The sequence below is a fragment of the Pseudomonas arcuscaelestis genome, from assembly GCF_016881005.1.
GTDB classification, from domain to species: Bacteria; Pseudomonadota; Gammaproteobacteria; order Pseudomonadales; family Pseudomonadaceae; genus Aquipseudomonas; species Aquipseudomonas arcuscaelestis.
This window is the reverse complement of the sequence record NZ_JACOPV010000002.1, coordinates 95,783-115,793: the sequence shown is the minus strand read 5'-3', so window position 1 is coordinate 115,793 and position 20,011 is coordinate 95,783. Positions and strand designations below refer to the sequence as shown.

Genomic DNA, 20,011 nt, shown 5'->3' with positions numbered 1-20,011 from the left:
GGGCTGTCCTGGCCGGTGATGTGGGTGACCAAGCGCATCACCGGCCAAGCCCGCTGCCACTGAGATTATTACCGGGGGGGGTTATGCACAATTCACAGGTTCTGGCGCTGATGGGGCTGGAGGTCGAAGACTATGAACAGCTTATCGGCAACCTCTACGACGGCGCATTGGACACCCGGCGCGTGGCCGAATCATTGCGTCAGCTGCAGGGGGTTTTTCAGGCCAACATCGTGACCTTGATCTTGCGAGCAGTGGAGGAGCCTTACCTGTCGCCGATGCTTGCCGTGGGCGATGTCAACGGCGCTGGCGAGATCCAGCACTATGCCTATTACAGTAAATCCACGCCGTTCAACAGCCTGCCGCTGGATCAGGTGTTCACCATTGAAGACCTGATGAGCGAAAGCGAGTGGCTGGGTTCATCGTTCTACCTGTTGTACTGCCAGCCATATGGCTGCCACCAGATGCTCGGTGCCGATATCAGCATGCCGGATGGCGGCAAATTGCGTATTCGCATCAACCGCCGTCGCGACCAGCCGATGTTCAACGAAACTGAGCGTGCGCTGTGCGCCATGCTCGTGCCGCATTTGCGTCGCGCCCTGCACCTGCACGCATTGCTCGATCGCAGTGAGTCGTTGGGCAGCCTGTATTTCCAGGCCATCAGTCGGCTGTCGGTCGCCACCATCGTGCTCGATGAAAGTGCCAACGTGCTGCAGTTGAACCCGGTGGCCCGCGAAATCCTCGACAGCAACGACGGCCTGAAGCTGGTGGGTGGCCGGTTGGAGGCCACTTATCCCAGCGATAACCGCGAGTTGTCGCGGCTGCTGCGCGATGCGTTCCAGCGCGCGCGGCAGGGCAGCAATGGCCCAGGCCATGCGGCTGCGTTGTCGGTTTCACGACCCTCTGGGCAGGTCAATCTTGGCGTAGTGGTGGAACTGATCCCGTTCCAGGACCGGGTCGAGGGCAAAGGTCAGCCGACCGTGGTGGTGTATGTACGCGATGCAGTGGGCAAATCGCTGGTCAGCAACCTCGCTACTGCGCAGTTGTACAACCTGACCCCGGCTGAAAGTGCGCTGGCGCTGGAGTTGGCCAACGGCTTGTCGCTCGAGGAAGCCTCGGAGGCCCTCAACATTCGCCGCAATACGGCGCGGGCGCATTTGCGTGCAATCTTTTCCAAGACCGGGGTGCGGCGCCAGACCGAGCTGGTGCGCATTCTGCTCAACAGCGTGGTTGCCCTTGGGCCGCCGACGATGGCGCGGGTGACGGGGTAAAAATGCGCTAGTCCGAGCAGACGATGCTCGGGCTTTGTCGCGCTGTCGATACTGGGCCACCGCCATCGGAAACCAAGGAGAACAACAATGACCGAGCGTAATTCCTTCGCCCCCAAGGTACTGGCCGAGCGCCGCACCTGGCTGCTACTCCTGCTGCTGGGGTGCGCCGGTGCAAGCCCTGTTTACGCTGCTCCCGAGGATGCCGCGCGGCTGGGCACCGAGCTGACCTGTGTGGGCGCAGACAAGAGCGGCAACACCGACAGCAGCATTCCGCCCTACAGTGGCCAGTGGCTGGGGGTGCCGCCGCATGTCCAGTTCAAGGGCACCGGCAACCATCCGGTCGACCCTTATCCTGATGAGAAGCCGCTGTTCGTCATAACGGCAGAAAACCTTGGGCAGTACAACGACTACCTGTCTGATGGGCAGAAAGCCTTGTTTAAGCTGTATCCGACCAGCTTCAAGATCCCGGTGTATCCCACCCACCGCGACTTTCGCTTCGCCGACTCGGTTTGCGCGGCCACCCGTGAAAACGCCAGCGTGGCGCGCCTGGTAGACGATGGCGAAGGGGTTGTAGGCAAGACCGGTGGCACGCCGTTTCCGGTGCCGCGCAGTGGCCTGGAGCTGCTGAAAAATGCCTCGACTTTTACCTTGCGCGCCTGGACCGAGGAATACGTGTCCGACAATGCCTATGTGCTCAAGGACGGCAATATCAACTGGGGCCGGGTGCACTCTCGCAACCTCGCGCCCGCGCTGCAGCCGGGCAAAATCGGCGAAACCGTGGGCAACTCATCGTTCTACCTCAACGAAACCCTGCTGCCACAGCGTGACAAAGGTGAAATCAATACCGGCACCGAGTTCTGGAACGACAAGACCGAGCCGCGTCAAAGCTGGCGCTACGATCCCGGTACCCGCCGGGTGCGTCAGTCGCCAGGCTACGGTTTCGACATGGCCTTTCCGGGCTCTGGCGGCTCGATCACCGTGGATGAAGTGCGGCTTTTCAACGGGTCCGGCCAGCGCTATGACTGGAAGATCGTCGGTAAACGCGAAATGTTCATCCCCTACAACACCTACCGTTTGCACGCAGCCAACCTCAAGTACGCCGATCTGTTGACGCCAGGGCACATCAACCCTGATGCCATGCGTTACGAGCGCCATCGTGTCTGGGAGCTCGAGGGCACGCTGAAACCGGGTTATCGCCACCTGTACGGTAAGCGCAAGCTGTACATCGATGAAGACACCTGGTTCCCGATGCTGGCCGATAACTACGACAACCGTGGCGAGCTGTGGCGCACCTCGATGGTCAACTATTTCTATGCCTATGAATCCCAGGTACCGCAGGCCGGGGTTGGCCTTTATCACGACCTCAACGCCGGCAGCTACCTGGCGTTCAACCTGATCAATGAACAGCGTAATGGTTACGTGCTCAATAAAGGCGGCTTCAGCCCGCGTGATTTCGGCCCGGAAGCGGCGCGCAGGGCAGGGCAGTAACGCCCGCTCATCGATCTAGTCCGTTTGAACGATGAGCAGCCCGCAAAGGCTGCTCAATGATGTCGGGTAGGGGGCGAACCGGCTGAACGCCTGGGCCATGCTCGACCCGGAGTTTCCACCAGAGGAAGAATAAGAACATGACGAAACTCGCTGAACTCAGCATCGAAAACAGCCAGCGCACCCACCGCTATGCGCGTGGCTGGCACTGCCTGGGCGATGCCGCCGACTACCGTGACGGCAAGCTGCACACGCTGAACATCTTCGGCACCCGCCTGGTGGCCTTCGCCAACAGCCAAGGCGCAATCAGCATTCTCGATGCCCATTGCCCGCACATGGGCGCCGACCTGTCTCAGGGCACCATCGAAAACGACACCGTAGTGTGCCCGTTTCACCACTGGAAGTACGACAGCAGCGGCAAATGCGTGGACATTCCGTACTGCAAGCGTATTCCACCCAAGGCCAAGACACGCAGCTGGTTGACCTGCGAAGAAAATAACCTGCTGTTCGTCTGGAACAACCCGGAAGGCCGTCTGCCAAAAGACGGCGTTGTGATTCCGCACCTGGAGGAAATGGACGACAGCGAGTGGATTCATGAGTGGAACATCGACACCATGCTCATCGAAACCAACCCGCGCGAACTGGTCGACAACCTGGTCGATGCCCAGCATTTCGGCCCTGTCCACGGCACCCCGACGAAATACTTCGCCAACGTCTTCGAAGGTCATATCGGCCGACAGATTTTCCATGGCGACTCCGAGCGCCTTGGGGGCGACTTGATTGCACCGTCGGCGTATTACGGTCCGGCTACGCACTTTACCCACCTGAGTTCGATGTTCGGTGAGGCGCGGGTACACGCCATCCTGCTCAATAGCCATGTACCGGTAACCCCCGACAGTTTCCAACTGCGCTTTGGTTGCATGGTCAAGCGTGTGCCGGGTTGGAGTGAGGAACAGAACCGCGAAGTGGCGCAGGCCTATGTCATGGGCAACCGCGCTTCGTTCTATCAGGACGTGGATATCTGGAAGCACAAGATTCGTATCGACAAACCGGTACTGGCTGAAAACGACGGTCCGGTTTACCAGTTGCGCGAGTGGTACGAGCAGTTTTTCACCGATGAAGACCTGGTGCCGGCAAGCATGGCCGAGCGTCGCGAGATTGTAACCGTCGACGAGCGTTGAACGAGTAACGACAACCGGCCCGGAAAACGGGCCGGTTAATCGCGGTTCACTGGTTGAGGAGAGCAGACAATGAAAATAAAAAGCCTTCGAGCCTATGCAATACCGGTATTGACGTTGGCTGTCCTGGCCTACGCCGGTCTGGCTCCAGTACCACCCAAACCAGCTATTGTCGCGGCCTGCATTCAGTTCCCGGGATGCGTGGTACAGGTCGCCAGCTTTCAGAAGTTGCCAAGTTTGCGCTGAGCCTGGGCAACCCCCACTGCTGCTGATCGCTGTCGCGTTCGCTAAACATCGTCTGTGGCGGCCAGATAAGGCTGGATATCCACCTCGTCGAGTTGGTCGCGGTGGAGGAATTTTTCGCCATACGTGCGGTACACGCCACTGGTGAGGAACAAGCGGAACAGCTGTGCGTCGATATGCTGGTCGCGGGCCATGAAGCCTAGAATCTTTATTGACTCGGACAATGTCTTGGCGGGTTTGTAAGGGCGATCGGCGGCGCTCAGGGCCTCGAAAATGTCGGCAATCGCCATCACCCGTTCAGCAATGCTCATGTCGTCCCGGTTCAACCGACGTGGGTAGCCGCTGCCATCCATCTTTTCATGGTGATTGCCAGCAATGGTTGGCACGCGCTTGAGGTGACGGGGTAAGGGCAACGTGTTGAGCATGATGATCGTCTGCACGATGTGCTCGTTGATTTTGAAACGCTCCTCCTCGGTCAGGGTGCCCCGGCGAATGCTCAGGTTGTACAGCTCGCCATAGTTGTAGGCTTGCGCCGGCAGGCGCATGTCGAAACCCCAGATGTTGCGCGGATCGTGTTTGTCCACCGGTGGCTTGCGCTCACCCCAGGGCACAATGTGCTCGGGACGGTCGTCCAGCAGCTGTTCCGGTGCTGGCAAGCTAGAAAGCGGCGCTGATTTCAGCCGTTCGGCTTCATCACGAGAGACACCCAGGCGGTTATCGAAATGCCGCAGCCATTGGCGACTGCCGATTTGCTCGAGGCGTTGAATGTCTTCATCGCTCATGAACTCGCCACCGATGTTGGCGTTGGCAACGAAGGCAAACTCCTGCTGCAGCTCGGCCCTGCGGTTGTCGAGCGAGAGTTGCAGGCGTTGTTTATCACCGCCAGCGGCCAGGGCTTGCCAATAATCCAGCTCGGCGTCGCGCCAGAGTACTTCAAAGCGTGTGCGAATCTCGTGGATACGGTTGTACAAGGTTTCCAGCTTGGTGGCTTTATCGACCACGTACTCGGGGCTGGTGACCTTGCCGCAGTCATGGAGCCAGGCCGCGATCTTGAACTCGTAGCGCTCCAGTTCATTCATGTGAAACTGCGCATAAGGGCCGCTGCGAGCCGCGATAACCTCGTTCATGAGCATTTCTGCCAGTTGCGGCACACGTTCGCAGTGACCGCCGGTGTAGGGGCTCTTGGCATCGGTGGCGTCGGCCAGAAGCTTGATGATGGCGTCGAGCAGGCGTTGCTGGTTTTCGATCAACTGGCGCGTTTCAATGGCCACCGCAGCGGCGCCTGAGGATTCCTCGACGAATCGGCGAAAGGCCTGGGGCACGCCACCGGGTTGTTGCTGCGCAGCGGCGAGTTGCAGTACCAGAATGCCCAGCAAACGTTCGCCGCGATCGTTCAGTACCACAGTCAGGTACTCAGCCTGGCTGCGCAGTGCCAGCGCCACGGCGGCGCTTAGGTCTTCCTGGCCATGCACGCGCAAGCTCAGTTCGGGCGGATACTGATCGCCGCGGCAATGCGCTGCCAGGCGTAAATTGTCGGAGTCATCGTCAAGCAAATAGATCGCACCACCCTCAACAGCGGTGGCTTGCACCAATTGCCTGAGTACACCGTTGAGCATGTTATCCAGGTCGGTTTCGCGGCTGAGGGTCAGGTTGATGGCCTGGAAGTTGTTGATGGTGCGCGACATGTTGCCCAGCACATGGCTGAGCTCACTGACTTCGCTGATCTTCGACTCGACCCCTACGGCCTGATTGAAATCGAAACTGTCCAGTGCACGCACTTGCCGGGTCAATGCGCGCAAAGGCTTGCCGATACGTCGCGCCAGCGCCCAGCCCACCAGCATCAACAGGGCAATCAACGCAGTGGCCCATACAGCTTGCTTGATCAGCAGGTGGCGGGCCTCGCCGAGCAGTTCGGATGCAGGGATAGCGATGAGCAAGCGCAGATCGTGTTGGGTAAACGACGACAGCGGCACCTGAAAGCCGTACCAACGCTTGCCTCCGGCCTGGAAGCGGCGCGCATTGACACCTTTAAAGTCGCTGGCGAATAACCAATTGAGGCTTTCTTCGCCCAGTTCGTGAAGGCGCGACAAGCGCAGTTGGTCACCGTCCTTGACCACTACGCGTTGCGGGTCCTGATAAATGATCACGCTGCCCGAGCTGTCGACCACCGCCATTTCGGTGCCGGGGGTCATGCGCAGATCCTCGACTTCGCCGCCCAGGTCATTCACCGACGCATCCATGCCCAGCACGGTTGAACCGTCGATACTGCGCTGGGCCACGGTCAGGCCTATTTCGCGGGTGGTAAAGAACACATAGGGCTTGGTCAGCACCGAGCTTGGCGAACCCATGCCTGCGACAAACCAGGAGCGTGTGCGCGGATCGAAGTGGTAGTCAGGTCTAACTGTCGTTTCGAGCAGGGCCAGTTGCCGGTCATAGAATCGCCACTCGCCAACGAGCTGCCCGACGCCGTCCAGGCTGATGCTTTGCACTAGATAGGTGGCGCCTGGGGGCGCCTGCAGGTGTTGCTGGACTTGCTCGCTGCGCAGTTCCCGTACCAACAGGAACTCGCCGTTGGGATAGCCCACATACACCGCGCTGAGCATCTTGTTGGTTTCCAGGCTTGCCACCAGCAAGGGCAAGCGTTCAAGACGCTTTGGCAGGGTGTCGGCTTGCGAGATCGGGTCGTACGCCAGCAAGTGAATCGAACTGATCACCGGATCGATCAAGCGCTGGGCGCGCTCATTGATGGTCAGGCCAAGCTGGTGGGTGGCATTCGCCGAGGCCGCCAGCGATGCCTGCTCGATCCCCCGATAACCCAGATAGGCGAGAACACCCCCTAGCACCAGGGTACTCAACATGATTGCCAGGCCGATGAGCACCTGCAGTGGGAACCCGCGACTGTGGGGGCTGTTCAAGGCTTTGATCCTTCATCGGCACGCGTTGGGGTAGCTGCTGTTTATAGCGTGTCCGCCAGGGAGAGCGCTACGTACGTGAATGCTAGACCAGCTCCGGTACAGGCGCCAAAAGGCCTTTTCTCGGCGCAAAACCTCCTTCAAATGCGATAAGCCGTGATTATTTCATCTTATATTCAAGATTTTTAAGCGGTATTTTATCGGGTCAGATACCATGTAAACACGTAGTACATACCACAATACGAAATAGTAGGAGTACCCATGGCCCGTGGCGGTATAAACAAGGCGGTAGTGCAGAAGGCCCGCCAGACATTGCTGGCCCGTGGTGTACACCCCAGTATCGATGCGGTACGCATCGAACTCGGCAATACCGGCTCGAAAACCACGATTCACCGCTATTTGAAGGAGCTGAACAGCCAATACCCAGCGGCACCGGCCAGTACACCTGACCTGAGTGACGCACTGGCAAACCTGGTCGAGCAATTGGCCGAGCAGCTCCGCGAGGAAGGGGAAGCGCGCATCGTGCAGGCGCAGGCTGGGTTCGAGAGCGAGCGAGAAAAACTCTTGGCCCAGGTGCAGATCAGCCAGCAGGCGCTGGTAGCGCTGCAACAGCAGCATCAGATCCAGGCTGCCGCCCTGGCGGCAGAGTCTGCCGAGCTGGCCACTGCACGCAGTACCTTGCAAACCGAACAGACCCGAAATGCCACGCTGAATCAATCAGTGGGAGAGTTGCAGCTGCGTCTGGCCGACAAGGATGAACAGATCGCCTCCCTTGAAGACAAGCACCAGCACGCCCGCGATGCGCTCGAGCACTACCGCAGTGCCAGCCGCGAACAACGCGAGCAGGAGCAGCGCCGGCATGAAGGGCAGGTACAGCAGCTTCAAATCGAGTTGCGCCAGTTGCAGCAGACGCTGATCGTCAAGCAGGACGAGTTGACACGTTTGAACCGCGACAACGAAGGCCTGCTGGTACAGATCCGTACCCTCAAAGAGGGTCAGCGTACGCTCAAGACCCAGGCTGACCGGCGCCAGGCGCAGATCCAGGGGCTGGAGATAAATCTGGCACAGCTCAATGGCTCGCGGGATGAACTTGAAAAACAGAATCAGAACCTGGCCCTGAGCCTGGCGGAGCGGGTCACTGAACTGCGTCAGCAATTGCAATTGATCGGCAAGCTGGAGGCGCAGTTGCGTCAGGCCGAAAAGCTTGCCCAGCCAGTCAGCGCTGAAGATTCAAGCGCATAGCGCAGCGGTCGTTGAGGCCATGGCGCTGCTCGGCAGCCAACTGTTGTTGCAGAAAGACGCCCAGGCTGTGCTCATCAATCACTACGCAGGCATGGCCATTACCAATAAAGGTCTGATGCTGCGAGGCATTGAGCTCGTCGCCACTGGCGAGCCATTGCACACCTTCTTAGGCCGTAAAAGCCTGAGCAGCAGAGCGTTCCAGCACCGCAAGCAGGTGTGCATCCTGGTCATGGGCCACACGGATGGCGAGAGGAATAGAGACAGCGTCCAATAGAAAACCGTAGCTATTCAAGGTCACGGCGAAATAATCGGCACGGCTTCGCACCGCCACCCAAGGGCATTTAAGACCCACAAAGCTTTTTACTCTCTAGCAACAACAAAAATCATAATTTCGCCTTTTCAAGCCTTTGCACAGAATGCGTCCTACACCCACCCACGGCCATCCGCGTGGGAAACCTCAGTAGGGCGCAGAGATGACAAATAATAAGACAGCAGTAGATACGCTCGTGGTTGGCGCTGGCCAAGCCGGTATTGCCATGAGCGAACATTTGAGCCGCCTGGGCGTGTCGCACCTGGTCCTTGAACGTAATCGCATTGCCGAAGCCTGGCGGACCGGACGCTGGGACTCGCTGGTTGCCAACGGTCCTGCCTGGCACGATCGCTTCCCTGGCCTTGAGTTCGAGGGGCTGGATCCTGATGCTTTCGCCCCCAAGGATCAGGTCGCCGATTACTTCGAAGCCTATGCGCGCAAATTCAATGCGCCGGTGCGTACCGGCGTGGAAGTGACCAAGGTCGAGCGTAACGTCGGCCGTCCAGGCTTTACTATTGAAACCTCCGACGGTGTGATCGAAGCCAACAATGTGGTGGTCGCTACCGGCCCGTTTCAGCGTCCGGTGATTCCCGCCATCGCACCCGTCGACAGCAAGGTCGTACAGATCCATTCCGCCCAATACCGCAACCCGCAGCAACTGGCCGATGGCGCTGTGTTGGTGGTGGGTGCCGGCTCTTCCGGGGTGCAGATCGCCGATGAACTGCAGCGTGCCGGCAAGCAGGTGTACCTTTCGGTGGGCGCCCATGACCGTCCACCACGCGCTTACCGCAACCGCGACTTCTGCTGGTGGCTGGGTGTGCTCGGCTTGTGGGATGCCGAAGGCGTACAGCCGGGCAAAGAGCACGTCACTATTGCTGTAAGCGGTGCGCGCGGTGGTCATACCGTGGATTTTCGTCGCCTGGCCCAGCAAGGCATGACCCTGGTCGGCTTGACCAAGGCCTTTGACAACGGCGTAGTGAGCTTCGAGGCGAACCTGGCCGAGAACATCGCTCGCGGTGACGAAAACTACCTGGCCTTGCTGGATGCCGCCGACGCCTATATCGCCGCCAATGGCCTGGACCTGCCGCAGGAGCCGGAAGCGCGAATCATGCTGCCTGATCCTGGGTGCCTGACCCAGCCGATCCTCGAGCTGGACCTGGCCAAGGCCGGGGTGACCACGGTTATCTGGGCCACTGGCTATTCGGTCGATTACGACTGGCTGAAGGTCAATGCCTTCAAGGCAGATGGTAAGCCACAGCACCAGCGCGGCGTTTCCAGCGAGCCGGGCATCTATTTTGTCGGCCTGCCGTGGCTGGCCCGTCGTGGCTCGGCCTTTATCTGGGGCGTGTGGCACGACGCCCGGCACATCGGCGAGCACATCATCAAGCAGCGCGCCTATTTCGACTATCGGGATGCCTCGCAACGCCAGGCTGCAAGCCCTGAGTCCACCCTTCAATCCGCCCGCCTTATGGAAGTTCGTTGATGCCTACTCATACCCGCATTCGCATGTTCAACACCAAAGACACTTACCCCAACCAGACCCTGGACAACGATCTGTGCCAGGCAGTGCGTGCCGGCAACACCGTGTATGTGCGCGGCCAGGTGGGCACCGATTTCAACGGTCAACTGGTGGGCCTGGGTGATCCGCGGGCGCAGGCCGAGCAAGCCATGCGCAACGTCAAGCAACTGCTCGAAGAGGCTGGCAGCGATCTCAGCCACATCGTCAAGACCACCACGTACCTGATCGATCCACGTTACCGCGAGCCGGTTTACCAAGAGGTTGGCAAGTGGCTCAAGGGTGTGTTCCCGATCTCCACAGGTCTGGTGGTCAGCGCCCTCGGCCAGCCGCAGTGGCTGATGGAAATCGATGTGATTGCAGTCATTCCCGAATAAGGAGCGTGCGCCATGACCTTTTCCATCGTCGGCCGTTGTGCTGAAACCGGGCAGCTCGGCATCGCGATCAGTTCATCGAGTATTGCCGTGGGTGCGCGTTGTCCCTGGATGCGCTCCGGGGTAGGCGCGGTCTCGAGCCAGAACATCACCCTGCCAGCCCTTGGCCCACAAGTACTGGACGCGCTGGGCGAAGGCTTGACGCCTCAGCAGGCGCTCGATCATGCGCTGACCCGCAACGGTTACAGCCAATATCGTCAGGTTGCGGTTGTCGATGCCCAGGGCCGCACGGCTGTATTCAGCGGCAACCACACCCTCGGCACCCACAATGCCCTGGCGGGTGAGCAGTGTGTCGCGGCCGGCAACTTGCTGGCCAATCGTGGCGTGATCGAACGCATGGTTGCAGTGTTCGAAAGCAGTGAAGGCTGCCTGGCGGCGCGTTTGCTAGCAGCGTTGCAAGCCGGTCAGGACGCCGGTGGCGAAGCCGGAGCGGTGCATTCGGCAGCCATGTCGGTGGTGGACGAGTTGGTATGGCCCATCGTCGATCTGCGCGTGGACTGGGCCGAGGAAAATCCCATTGGCGAACTGCACGCGCTCTGGGCTGCCTATCAACCGCAACTGCAGGACTACCTGACCCGCGCCCTCAATCCGACCTTGGCACCGAGTTACGGAGTGCCGGGCGATGAGTGAGCTGCGCAGTCGCGCCTTGCTGGCCAAGCTCATCGGCTTTGCCACGGTCAGTCGTGATTCGAACCTTGCCTTGATCGAGTTCGTGCGTGACTACCTGCAAGGCCTGGGGGTCAGCTGCGAGCTGATCTACAACGCCGAGCGCAGCAAAGCCAACCTGCTGGCCAGCATCGGGCCGGCAGTGGAAGGTGGCGTGGTGCTGTCAGGACACACCGATGTGGTGCCGGTGGAGGGTCAGGCCTGGACGGTCGAGCCGTTCGCCATGACTGAACAGCACGGCAAGCTTTACGGCCGGGGTGCGGCAGACATGAAAGGCTATCTGGCCTCGGTGCTGGCTGCCGTCCCGGTGTTTCTCGCCAGCCCGCTGCGCCGTCCGGTGCACCTGGCTTTTTCTTATGACGAAGAGGTGGGTTGCCTGGGCGTGCGTAGCCTGCTGGACGCATTGCCACAGCGCATCGCCCAACCGGCGTTGTGCCTGATCGGCGAGCCTACCGAGCTCAAACCGGTACTAGGGCACAAGGGCAAGTTGGCCATGCGTTGCCATGTGCATGGCGCACCGTGCCATTCGGCCTACGCGCCATACGGCGTCAATGCCATCGAGCAGGCTGCGCGGCTGATCGGGCGCCTGGGCGAAATCGGTCAGCGCCTGGCTGCGCCAGAACACCACGATGAACGTTTTGACCCGGCGTACTCCACGGTCCAGGTCGGGGTGATTCAGGGCGGTACAGCCTTGAACATTGTTCCAGCTGACTGCCGCTTCGACTTTGAGGTGCGCGCCTTGCCTGCTTTCGAGCCGCAAGGGGTGCTGGATGAACTGCAAACCTATGCCGAGCAGGCGCTGTTGCCTGCCATGCAGGCGGTCAATGCCGATACCTCCATCCGTTTTGAAGCCATCTCGGCCTATCCGGGCCTGGCGACCGCGCCGCAAAGCGCCGCAGCCCAGCTCATTGCCCAACTGTGCGGCAGCGATGCATTCAGCACCGTGGCCTTTGGCACGGAGGGCGGCTTGTTCGATCAGGCCGGTATTCCTGCCGTGGTGTGCGGTCCAGGCAGCATGGAGCAAGGACACAAGCCCGACGAGTTTGTCAGCGTCGAGCAAATGGCAGCCTGCGACCGGCTGATGGACCGATTGGCAGCCTACCTCTGCAACACCCGATAACGATAAGGAGTTTGCGGTGAACGATTTCAATCAATGGACAACGCTGGCAGGACAACAACGTTTGATCGACACAGCGTTGATTGACGGCCAGCCTTGTCAGGCGCAAAGCGGCGAGCGCTTCGAGGTCATCAACCCGGCTACTAATGCGGTGCTGGCGCGTGTAGTTGCCTGCGGTCAGACGGAAGTGGACCTGGCGGTTTCATGCGCCCGTCGTGCGTTCGAGCAGGGACCCTGGGCAAGAATGGCGCCCGGTGAGCGTAAGGCGGTATTGCTTAAGCTGTCGCAACTGATGCTCGAACACCGTGACGAACTGGCCTTGCTCGACTCATTGAGCATGGGCAAGCCGGTAATGGATGCGTGGAACATCGACGTACCCGGTGCCGCCCATGTATTCGCCTGGTACGGCGAAAGCCTCGATAAGCTCTACGATCAGGTCGCGCCAACCGCCAGTAACGCCCTGGCGACCATCACCCGCGTACCGCTGGGCGTGATCGCTGCCGTGGTGCCGTGGAACTTCCCGCTGGACATGGCCGCCTGGAAGCTGGCCCCAGCCTTGGCTGCCGGCAACAGTGTGGTGCTCAAGCCGGCAGAACAGTCGCCGTTCTCGGCCTTGCGCCTGGCCGAACTGGCGCTTGAGGCGGGTATCCCTGCGGGGGTACTCAACGTTATACCCGGTTTGGGCGAGGAGGCCGGTCGCGCCCTTGGCCTGCACATGGATGTCGATGCGCTGGTGTTTACCGGCTCGACCGAGGTCGGCAAGTACTTCATGCAGTATGCCGCGCAGTCGAACCTCAAGCAGGTATGGCTGGAGTGCGGTGGCAAAAGTGCAAACCTGGTGTTTGCCGATTGCCAGGACCTGGATCTGGCGGCGGAAAAGGCGGCATTCGGGATTTTCTTCAACCAGGGTGAAGTGTGCTCGGCCAACTCGCGCCTGCTGGTACAGCGCTCGATTGCCGATGCGTTCATTCAGCGTTTGATCGACAAAGCTGGCAAGTGGCAACCCGGTAACCCATTGAACCCGGCCAGCAGCGCGGGGGCGATTGTCGATGCCAAGCAGGCGCAACGCATCATGCAGTACATCGAGCAAGCTCAAGGAGAGGGTGCGCAACTGGTCTGCGGCGGCCACCAGTTGAGTGTTGACGGCTCGGACAACTTCATCGTGCCAACGATTTTCACCGGCGTGACGGCCGACATGACCCTGGCCCGCGAAGAGGTGTTTGGCCCGGTACTGGCGGTTAGCGTGTTTGACGACGAAGACCAGGCCGTCGCGCTGGCCAACGACCACATTTACGCGCTGGCAGCCTCGGTGTGGAGCGATGACCTTAACCGCGCGCTTCGCGTAGCGCGGCGCTTGAATGCCGGCACCGTCTCGGTCAATACCGTCGATGCCCTGGATGTGACCGTGCCCTTCGGGGGCGGCAAGCAGTCGGGCTTTGGCCGCGACCTGTCACTGCATTCATTCGACAAGTACACCCAATTGAAAACCACCTGGATTCAACTGCGCGGCTGAGGACCTGTGTGTGCCGCCTTGCGCTGCGAAATATCTCCAAATAAAACTAAAAACGGAGCAATCGATGAATACCCATGCAAGCGTGTCCGCAGGCGCCCTGGCGCCGCCTGCGAGTAGAAAGAAACTTGGCCTGACCGCCTTGTTGGCCGTAGCCATCGGCCTGGTCGTTTCGCAAGGGGTGATGGTGCTGATGCTGCAGGGCGTCGGCATCGCCGGGGCGGGCTTCATCATTCCCCTGGCGCTGGCCTGGCTGTTGGCCCTGAGCTACGCCTGCTCATTCTCGGAGCTGGCCTTGATGATTCCCCGCGCAGGCAGCCTGAGTAGCTACACAGAAGTCGCCATCGGCCAGTTTCCGGCAATCCTCGCGACGTTTTCGGGGTACGTGGTGGTGGCAATGTTCGCGCTGTCGGCAGAGCTGCTGCTGATGGAGTTCATCATCGACAAGGTGTATCCGCACTCGATGCCACCGCTGACCGTAGCCCTTGGCGTGCTGGCGCTGTTCACCGTGCTCAACCTGTTCAACATCGATATCTTCGCCCGACTGCAAACGGTGTTGGCGGTGGTCATGGTCGTGGTGTTGCTGGTCATGGGCCTGAGCGCGATGAACAGCGATATCGTCCCACCCAACCCAAGCCTGTTCGAAAGCGCCGGCTGGAACCCGATGGGCCTGGGTGTGATCGCCTTGACGGCAATGGCTGTGTGGGGGTTTGTCGGCGCCGAGTTCGTCTGCCCGCTGGTGGAAGAAACACGTCGCCCGGAGCGCAATATTCCCGGGTCGATGATGCTCGGCCTGACCGTTATCTTCGTGATCATTGCCTTGTATGCGTTGGGCGCGTTGCTCACCGTGCCGCAGGCAGAACTCGCCAGCAACGGCTTGCCGCATTATCTGTTCGCCACCACGGTGTTCGGTGAAACCGGCAAGGTATTTCTGGTCACCGCAGCCATCACGGCAACCTGCAGTACCTTGAACAGCTCACTGGCAGCCATTCCGCGCATGCTGTTCGGCATGGCGTGCAACGGCCAGGCCTTCGGCATTCTCAAGCGCCAGGGCAAACGCACCGGTGCGCCTTGGGTCGCGGTGCTGTTCGTCGCGGCAATCACCGGCTTGCCGCTGTTGCTGATGCACGACCATCCAGACGCAATCAATCAGCTGCTGCTGGCCGCGGCTCTAGCGTGGTTGTTGGCCTACATCGTTACCCACATCAACGTCATCGCCTTGCGCCGCCGCTATCCGCAGGTGCATCGGCCGTTCCGCACGCCGTTCTACCCGTTGCCGCAGTTGTTCGGTATCGCCGGCATGCTCTTTGCGATCTGGAACGTTTCGCCAAGCCCGGAAATGACCTTCTCGATCTTCGCCTACGCTGGCCTGGTGCTGCTGATCGTTTCGATCATCGCGGTGCTGTGGATCAAGTGTGTGATGGGCAAACCCCTGTTCAAGCCAGAACCGCTGCAAAGCGCGCTTGTGGCTGGCAACGATAAAAATCAATAAGGAGACACGCAATGACCACTCAAGTGAAAACCGACCGTAGCACCAGCGACTACCAGGCCCTGGATGCGGCGCACCACATTCATGCGTTTCTCGACCAGAAAGCCCTGAACGAAGAAGGTCCGCGGGTAATCGTTCGCGGCGAAGGCCTGGCACTTTGGGACAACGACGGCAAGCGCTACCTGGACGGCATGTCGGGCCTGTGGTGCACCAACCTCGGCTATGGCCGCAAGGACCTGGCTGCTGCAGCCACCCAGCAACTTGAACAACTGCCGTACTACAACATGTTCTTCCACACCACACACCCGGCGGTGGTCGAACTCTCTGAGCTGTTGTTCAGCCTGTTGCCGGACCACTACAGCCATGCCATCTACACCAACTCCGGCTCCGAGGCCAACGAGGTGTTGATCCGCACGGTACGCCGCTACTGGCAGATTCTTGGCAAGCCACAGAAGAAAATCATGATTGGCCGCTGGAACGGCTACCACGGCTCGACCCTGGGCGCCACTGCACTGGGCGGGATGAAATTCATGCACGACATGGGCGGGGTCATCCCGGATGTTGCGCACATCGACGAGCCGTACTGGTTCGCCCACGAAGGCGACCTCACCCCAGCAGAATTCGGCCTGCGGGCAGCGCGTCAACTGGAAGAAAAGATTCTCGAACTGGGTGCCGAAAACGTTGCCGCCTTTGTCGCTGAACCCTTCCAGGGGGCCGGCGGGATGATCTTCCCGCCAGAAAGCTACTGGCCAGAAATCCAACGCATCTGCCGTCAATACGACGTGCTGCTGTGCGCCGACGAAGTGATCGGTGGTTTTGGCCGAACCGGTGAGTGGTTCGCCCATGAATACTTCGGTTTCGAGCCCGACACCCTGTCGATCGCCAAGGGCTTGACCAGCGGCTACATCCCCATGGGCGGCCTGATCCTGTCCAAACGCATGGCCCAGGTACTGGTAGAGCAGGGCGGGGTATTCGCCCACGGCCTGACCTATTCCGGGCACCCGGTGGCTGCGGCGGTAGCGATCGCCAACCTCAAGGCCCTGCGCGACGAGGGCATTGTTACCCGGGTCAAGCAGCAAACCGGTCCGTACCTGCAGAGCTGCCTGCGCGAAGTGTTCGGTAATCACCCAATGATTGGCGAAGTTCAGGGCGCCGGTCTGGTGGCGGCGCTGCAGTTCGCCGAAGACAAAGCCAGCCGCAAACGTTTTGCCAATGAGAACGACATGGCCTGGCGCTGCCGCACCATCGGCTTCGAAGAGGGCCTGATCATTCGCTCGACCCTGGGCCGCATGATCATGGCCCCGGCGCTGGTCGCTGGCAAAGCCGAAATCGATGAGCTGGTCGACAAAACCCGAATAGCCGTAGACCGCACCGCACGCGAATACGGTTTGCTGTAGAGCCCCGTGCGCCGGCTCGTACGGGCGAGCCGGCATCTAATAAGAGGAACAGATCCATGTCCAGATCCTTGCGTTGCAGTGTTCCCTTTGCCCTGGTTCTGCTGTGCGGTGCTGTCCAGGCCGCGCCACAGAACCTGACGGTCATTTCTTTTGGTGGTGCTACCAAACAGGCCCAGGACAAAGCCTACTTCCAACCCTTCAACGCCAGCGGTGCAGGACGCGTCGTAGCGGGTGAATACAACGGTGAGCTGTCGAAAATCAAAGCCATGGTCGATGTCGGCCATACCAGTTGGGACGTGGTCGAGGTGGAAAGTCCAGAGTTGCTGCGCGGTTGCGACGAAGGGCTGTTCGAGCGCCTGGACCCGGCACGTTTTGGCGACCCTGCGCAGTTCGTACCGGGCACCCTGAGCGAGTGTGGGGTGGCCACCTATGTATGGTCGATGGTGATGGCCTACGATCACGACAAACTGGCCAAGGCGCCGACATCCTGGGCGGACTTCTGGAATGTCAGTGAGTTTCCCGGCAAACGCGGCTTGCGCAAGGGCGCCAAATACACGCTGGAAATCGCCTTGCTTGCTGATGGCGTAAAGCGCGAGCAGTTATATGAAGTGCTGGCAACGCCTGAAGGGGTAAGCCGCGCCTTTGCCAAACTCGATCAGATCAAAGGCAATATCCAGTGGTGGGAGGCAGGAGCGCAACCTGCGCAGTGGTTGATCGCCGGCGACGTCGTCATGAGCGCAGCCTACAACGGGCGTATCGCCTCGGCGCAGAAGGAAGGCATGAAGCTCGGTATCGTCTGGCCGCAAAGCCTCTACGATCCGGAATATTGGGCAGTGGTTAAAGGCACACCGAACAAGGCGTTGGCCGAAGACTTCATTGCCTTCGCCAGCCAGCCGCAGGCACAAAAGGTGTTCTCGCAAGAGATCCCCTATGGGCCGGTGCATCGCGATGCGCTGAAACTGTTGCCGGAGGCTGTCCAGCAACAGCTGCCGACGGCCCAGGCCAACCTGGCCCAGGCGCAGGCGGTCGATGCAGCGTTTTGGGTCGACCATGGCGAGGAACTGGAACAGCGCTTCAATGCCTGGGCGGCGCGCTGATCTCAGCTTAGCCAGGCGGCGAACTGTTCCTTGCAGTAATCGACAAACAACTGCGCAGGCTTGGTCAGCTGCGCACGTTTCAACCAGCCTGCAACCAGGCCGGAGCCGGTGACATCTTCAACCAGTTCCACACAGACCAGCGCTTGCCCGTCGTAGGTGCTGGTCGTGTGCGGGCGGGTTACCAGCACCGCAAAGCCGAAGCCCTGGCCGACCATACCGCGGACCATTTCAATCGAAGGTGAGCTGAAGACGATGTTCGGGGTCAGGCCCAATTCTTCGAAGATGCTGACGAAATAGGTGCGGCTGGGCTGTACATCCAAAAGAATCATGGGTTCCAGTGCCAAGTCGCGTAGCGACACCTGCGCCTGTTCGGCGAAGCGGTGACCAACCGGCAGCAGCGCGTAGGGGCGTTGCGGCGCCATCAATGCTTCGGTTTCGATGGTGCTGTCCAGGTCGTGGTCGTAGAAGATCGCCAGGTCGAAGCGCCCTCCGGTCAGGCCTTGCACCAGTTCCTGTTGCTCGCCGTCCTGCAAGCGGATCTCGACGCCGGGGAAGCGCTGGTGAAAGCCTTTGATCAAGCGCGGCAGGTAGAGCGGGGCGACTGTCTCGAAACAACCGATGTCGATTTGGCCGCAGACCACATCGTTGTCGGCTAGGGCGTTTTGCTCGAACTCCCGGGCCATGCGCAGCAGTTCCTGGGCCTTGCGGTAGAAGCGCGCGCCACCGGGCGTAAGCGAAACACCCTGGGCATGATGGCGGATGAACAACTGCACACCAAAACTGTCTTCCAGGCCTTTGATTGCCGTTGAAATCGACGGCTGTGCGATGTAAAGCTTGCGCGATGCTTCAGCAACGCTGCCGCACTCCACGGTAGTGACGAAATACTTCAACTGACGCAAGGTATAGGACGCCACAGTGCACCTCTGGCTGATTATTTTGCTACAGGGTACCGCGTCGGGTCCGGGCCTCTGCAGCGGATTTTACTGGGCACTGAGGATATTTTCGCTGGGCAACCGTTGATCGCCTCGAAGGCACGCGGTGAAGCGAGCACCCTCCAACGCTTACGGTTCGGCTTTTTTCCGGGCCGTATTCATGAGGTATCTGCCATGAGCCAGCAACGCCCTGAAGATGATCCACTGTGGAAAGACCCGCTGAACAATCCACAACGTGAACACGACCCGGTTACCGACCCCAACGTCGAGGGTGACCGGCAGCGCCAGGAGCATCCACAAGACATCGAGCGCCTGCCCGATGCTCCGGATGGTGAAACCAATCTGCCGGACCCTGACCAGCCCACTCCGTTGTCGGATGAACGTCGCTAGTCGACAGTCAGCTCTTGCACCTGCCAGCGCACAGAGCTGACACCTTTTTCCAGGCTGACCCGGCTGACCAGACGTTCCAGCTGGGTCGGTGCATCAGGGCTGCCCAGCAGTTCGGCGCGAACCTCCAGCTTGGCGGGGTTGGCCAAGTCTTCACTGTGCAACGACTGCAACCGCAGACCATCACTGCCGAAGCTGTGCAGCATCAGGCTGCGCACCTGGATTTCGTCTTCGGCGCGGCAGGTAATGCGCACTTCAAATCGCTGCTCAGCTTCATTGGCCGGCAGCACTTCCTGATGGTTCAGACGTTGGGAGATGTCACGCAGCAAGATGTTGGCACACAGCACCACACAACTGCCAAGCGCTGCCTCCAGTAGCAGGCCCATGCTGCAGAGCACGCCAATAGCCGCCGTGCACCACAGGGTTGCGGCGGTATTAAGGCCGCGTACGTTCAGGCCATCACGCATGATCACCCCACCCCCCAGAAAGCCGATACCCGACACCACGTAAGCGGCGATGCGTGAGGCATCGGTTGCGGCCATGCCCGGCACGGCCTGGGTCATCAGCACGAACAGGCAGGCACCGGTACTGACCAGGGCGTTGGTGCGCAGGCCGGTGAGGCGCTGGCGCAGTTGACGTTCAGCGCCGATCAGGGCGCCCAATACCAGCGCGACGGTTACGCGCAGAAGAAATACTTTCCAATCCATGACAAACCTCGAATTCACGGCACAGCGCCGCAAAGCATCGAATTCTTCGACGCGGGTGTGAACGAATGGATTGCGAAGGGTCACTAACCACAGCCACACATCGGCGTGGCGGGTAAGCAGG

At 60.1% G+C, this 20,011-nt stretch carries 17 protein-coding genes; 13 read left to right on the top strand and 4 right to left on the bottom strand.

Annotation, left to right across the window (positions count from 1 at the left end; all coding sequences use genetic code 11):
- The first annotated feature begins 83 nt into the window (after positions 1-83).
- The 3 genes from H8F21_RS02870 (at position 84) to H8F21_RS02860 (ending at position 3,934) form a co-directional block, all read left to right on the top strand.
- Positions 84-1,268, top strand: a complete 1,185-nt coding sequence (locus tag H8F21_RS02870) for a helix-turn-helix transcriptional regulator (RefSeq protein ID WP_203583993.1) — start codon at positions 84-86, stop codon at positions 1,266-1,268.
- An 87-nt stretch (positions 1,269-1,355) separates the two neighbouring features.
- On the top strand, positions 1,356-2,756 hold the full coding sequence (locus H8F21_RS02865; RefSeq protein WP_203583992.1) for a DUF1329 domain-containing protein: 1,401 nt from the start codon (positions 1,356-1,358) through the stop codon (positions 2,754-2,756).
- A 137-nt stretch (positions 2,757-2,893) separates the two neighbouring features.
- Complete coding sequence (locus H8F21_RS02860; RefSeq protein ID WP_203583991.1) at positions 2,894-3,934, top strand: Rieske 2Fe-2S domain-containing protein; 1,041 nt, start codon at positions 2,894-2,896, stop codon at positions 3,932-3,934.
- A 284-nt stretch (positions 3,935-4,218) separates the two neighbouring features.
- Here the strand turns inward: H8F21_RS02860 and H8F21_RS02855 are convergent, their stop codons facing one another.
- The gene (locus H8F21_RS02855) at positions 4,219-7,032 is read right to left on the bottom strand and encodes an HD domain-containing phosphohydrolase (RefSeq protein WP_203584077.1); all 2,814 of its coding nucleotides are present in this window, start codon (positions 7,030-7,032) and stop codon (positions 4,219-4,221) included.
- A gap of 315 nt (positions 7,033-7,347) precedes the next feature.
- Between H8F21_RS02855 and H8F21_RS02850 the strand changes: the two genes are divergently transcribed.
- Positions 7,348-8,328 carry a DNA-binding protein gene (locus H8F21_RS02850; RefSeq protein WP_203583990.1) on the top strand — a complete coding sequence of 327 codons (981 nt, stop codon included), beginning with the start codon at positions 7,348-7,350 and terminating at the stop codon, positions 8,326-8,328.
- On the opposite strand, the gene H8F21_RS02845 is transcribed toward H8F21_RS02850, so the two are convergent.
- A complete protein-coding gene (locus H8F21_RS02845) occupies positions 8,303-8,488 on the bottom strand; it encodes a hypothetical protein (RefSeq protein ID WP_203583989.1) in 186 nt (61 codons plus the stop codon). The genes H8F21_RS02850 and H8F21_RS02845 overlap by 26 nt on opposite strands.
- A 313-nt stretch (positions 8,489-8,801) precedes the next feature.
- Between H8F21_RS02845 and H8F21_RS02840 the strand changes: the two genes are divergently transcribed.
- From H8F21_RS02840 to H8F21_RS02805, 8 genes are all read left to right on the top strand, one after another.
- Positions 8,802-10,121, top strand: coding sequence for a flavin-containing monooxygenase (locus tag H8F21_RS02840; protein WP_203583988.1), 1,320 nt, complete (start codon positions 8,802-8,804; stop codon positions 10,119-10,121).
- Entirely contained in the window at positions 10,121-10,531 is a 411-nt protein-coding gene (locus tag H8F21_RS02835) for a RidA family protein (protein ID WP_003201555.1), read from the top strand. The genes H8F21_RS02840 and H8F21_RS02835 overlap by 1 nt, the downstream gene beginning before the upstream one ends.
- A 12-nt stretch (positions 10,532-10,543) precedes the next feature.
- Complete coding sequence (locus H8F21_RS02830; RefSeq protein ID WP_203583987.1) at positions 10,544-11,218, top strand: DUF1028 domain-containing protein; 675 nt, start codon at positions 10,544-10,546, stop codon at positions 11,216-11,218.
- A complete protein-coding gene (gene argE / locus H8F21_RS02825; protein ID WP_203583986.1) occupies positions 11,211-12,374 on the top strand; it encodes an acetylornithine deacetylase in 1,164 nt (387 codons plus the stop codon). The genes H8F21_RS02830 and argE overlap by 8 nt, the downstream gene beginning before the upstream one ends.
- A 16-nt stretch (positions 12,375-12,390) precedes the next feature.
- Positions 12,391-13,884 (top strand): aldehyde dehydrogenase, encoded by a 1,494-nt coding sequence (locus tag H8F21_RS02820; RefSeq protein ID WP_203583985.1) that lies wholly within the window; start codon positions 12,391-12,393, stop codon positions 13,882-13,884.
- Positions 13,885-13,948: 64 nt separating this feature from the next.
- Entirely contained in the window at positions 13,949-15,373 is a 1,425-nt protein-coding gene (locus H8F21_RS02815; RefSeq protein WP_203583984.1) for an APC family permease, read from the top strand.
- 11 nt (positions 15,374-15,384) lie between these two features.
- Positions 15,385-16,767 carry an aspartate aminotransferase family protein gene (locus H8F21_RS02810; RefSeq protein ID WP_203583983.1) on the top strand — a complete coding sequence of 461 codons (1,383 nt, stop codon included), beginning with the start codon at positions 15,385-15,387 and terminating at the stop codon, positions 16,765-16,767.
- A gap of 56 nt (positions 16,768-16,823) precedes the next feature.
- Positions 16,824-17,864, top strand: a complete 1,041-nt coding sequence (locus H8F21_RS02805; RefSeq protein WP_203541258.1) for an ABC transporter substrate-binding protein — start codon at positions 16,824-16,826, stop codon at positions 17,862-17,864.
- A gap of 2 nt (positions 17,865-17,866) precedes the next feature.
- On the opposite strand, the gene H8F21_RS02800 is transcribed toward H8F21_RS02805, so the two are convergent.
- Complete coding sequence (locus tag H8F21_RS02800) at positions 17,867-18,778, bottom strand: LysR family transcriptional regulator (RefSeq protein WP_203583982.1); 912 nt, start codon at positions 18,776-18,778, stop codon at positions 17,867-17,869.
- A 192-nt stretch (positions 18,779-18,970) separates the two neighbouring features.
- Here H8F21_RS02800 and H8F21_RS02795 point away from each other — a divergent pair, with 192 nt between their 5' ends.
- Positions 18,971-19,186 carry a hypothetical protein gene (locus tag H8F21_RS02795; RefSeq protein ID WP_203541260.1) on the top strand — a complete coding sequence of 72 codons (216 nt, stop codon included), beginning with the start codon at positions 18,971-18,973 and terminating at the stop codon, positions 19,184-19,186.
- On the opposite strand, the gene H8F21_RS02790 is transcribed toward H8F21_RS02795, so the two are convergent.
- Positions 19,183-19,890 (bottom strand): MgtC/SapB family protein, encoded by a 708-nt coding sequence (locus tag H8F21_RS02790; RefSeq protein ID WP_203583981.1) that lies wholly within the window; start codon positions 19,888-19,890, stop codon positions 19,183-19,185. The two genes, H8F21_RS02795 and H8F21_RS02790, sit on opposite strands and share 4 nt — an antisense overlap.
- Positions 19,891-20,011: the final 121 nt, after the last annotated feature.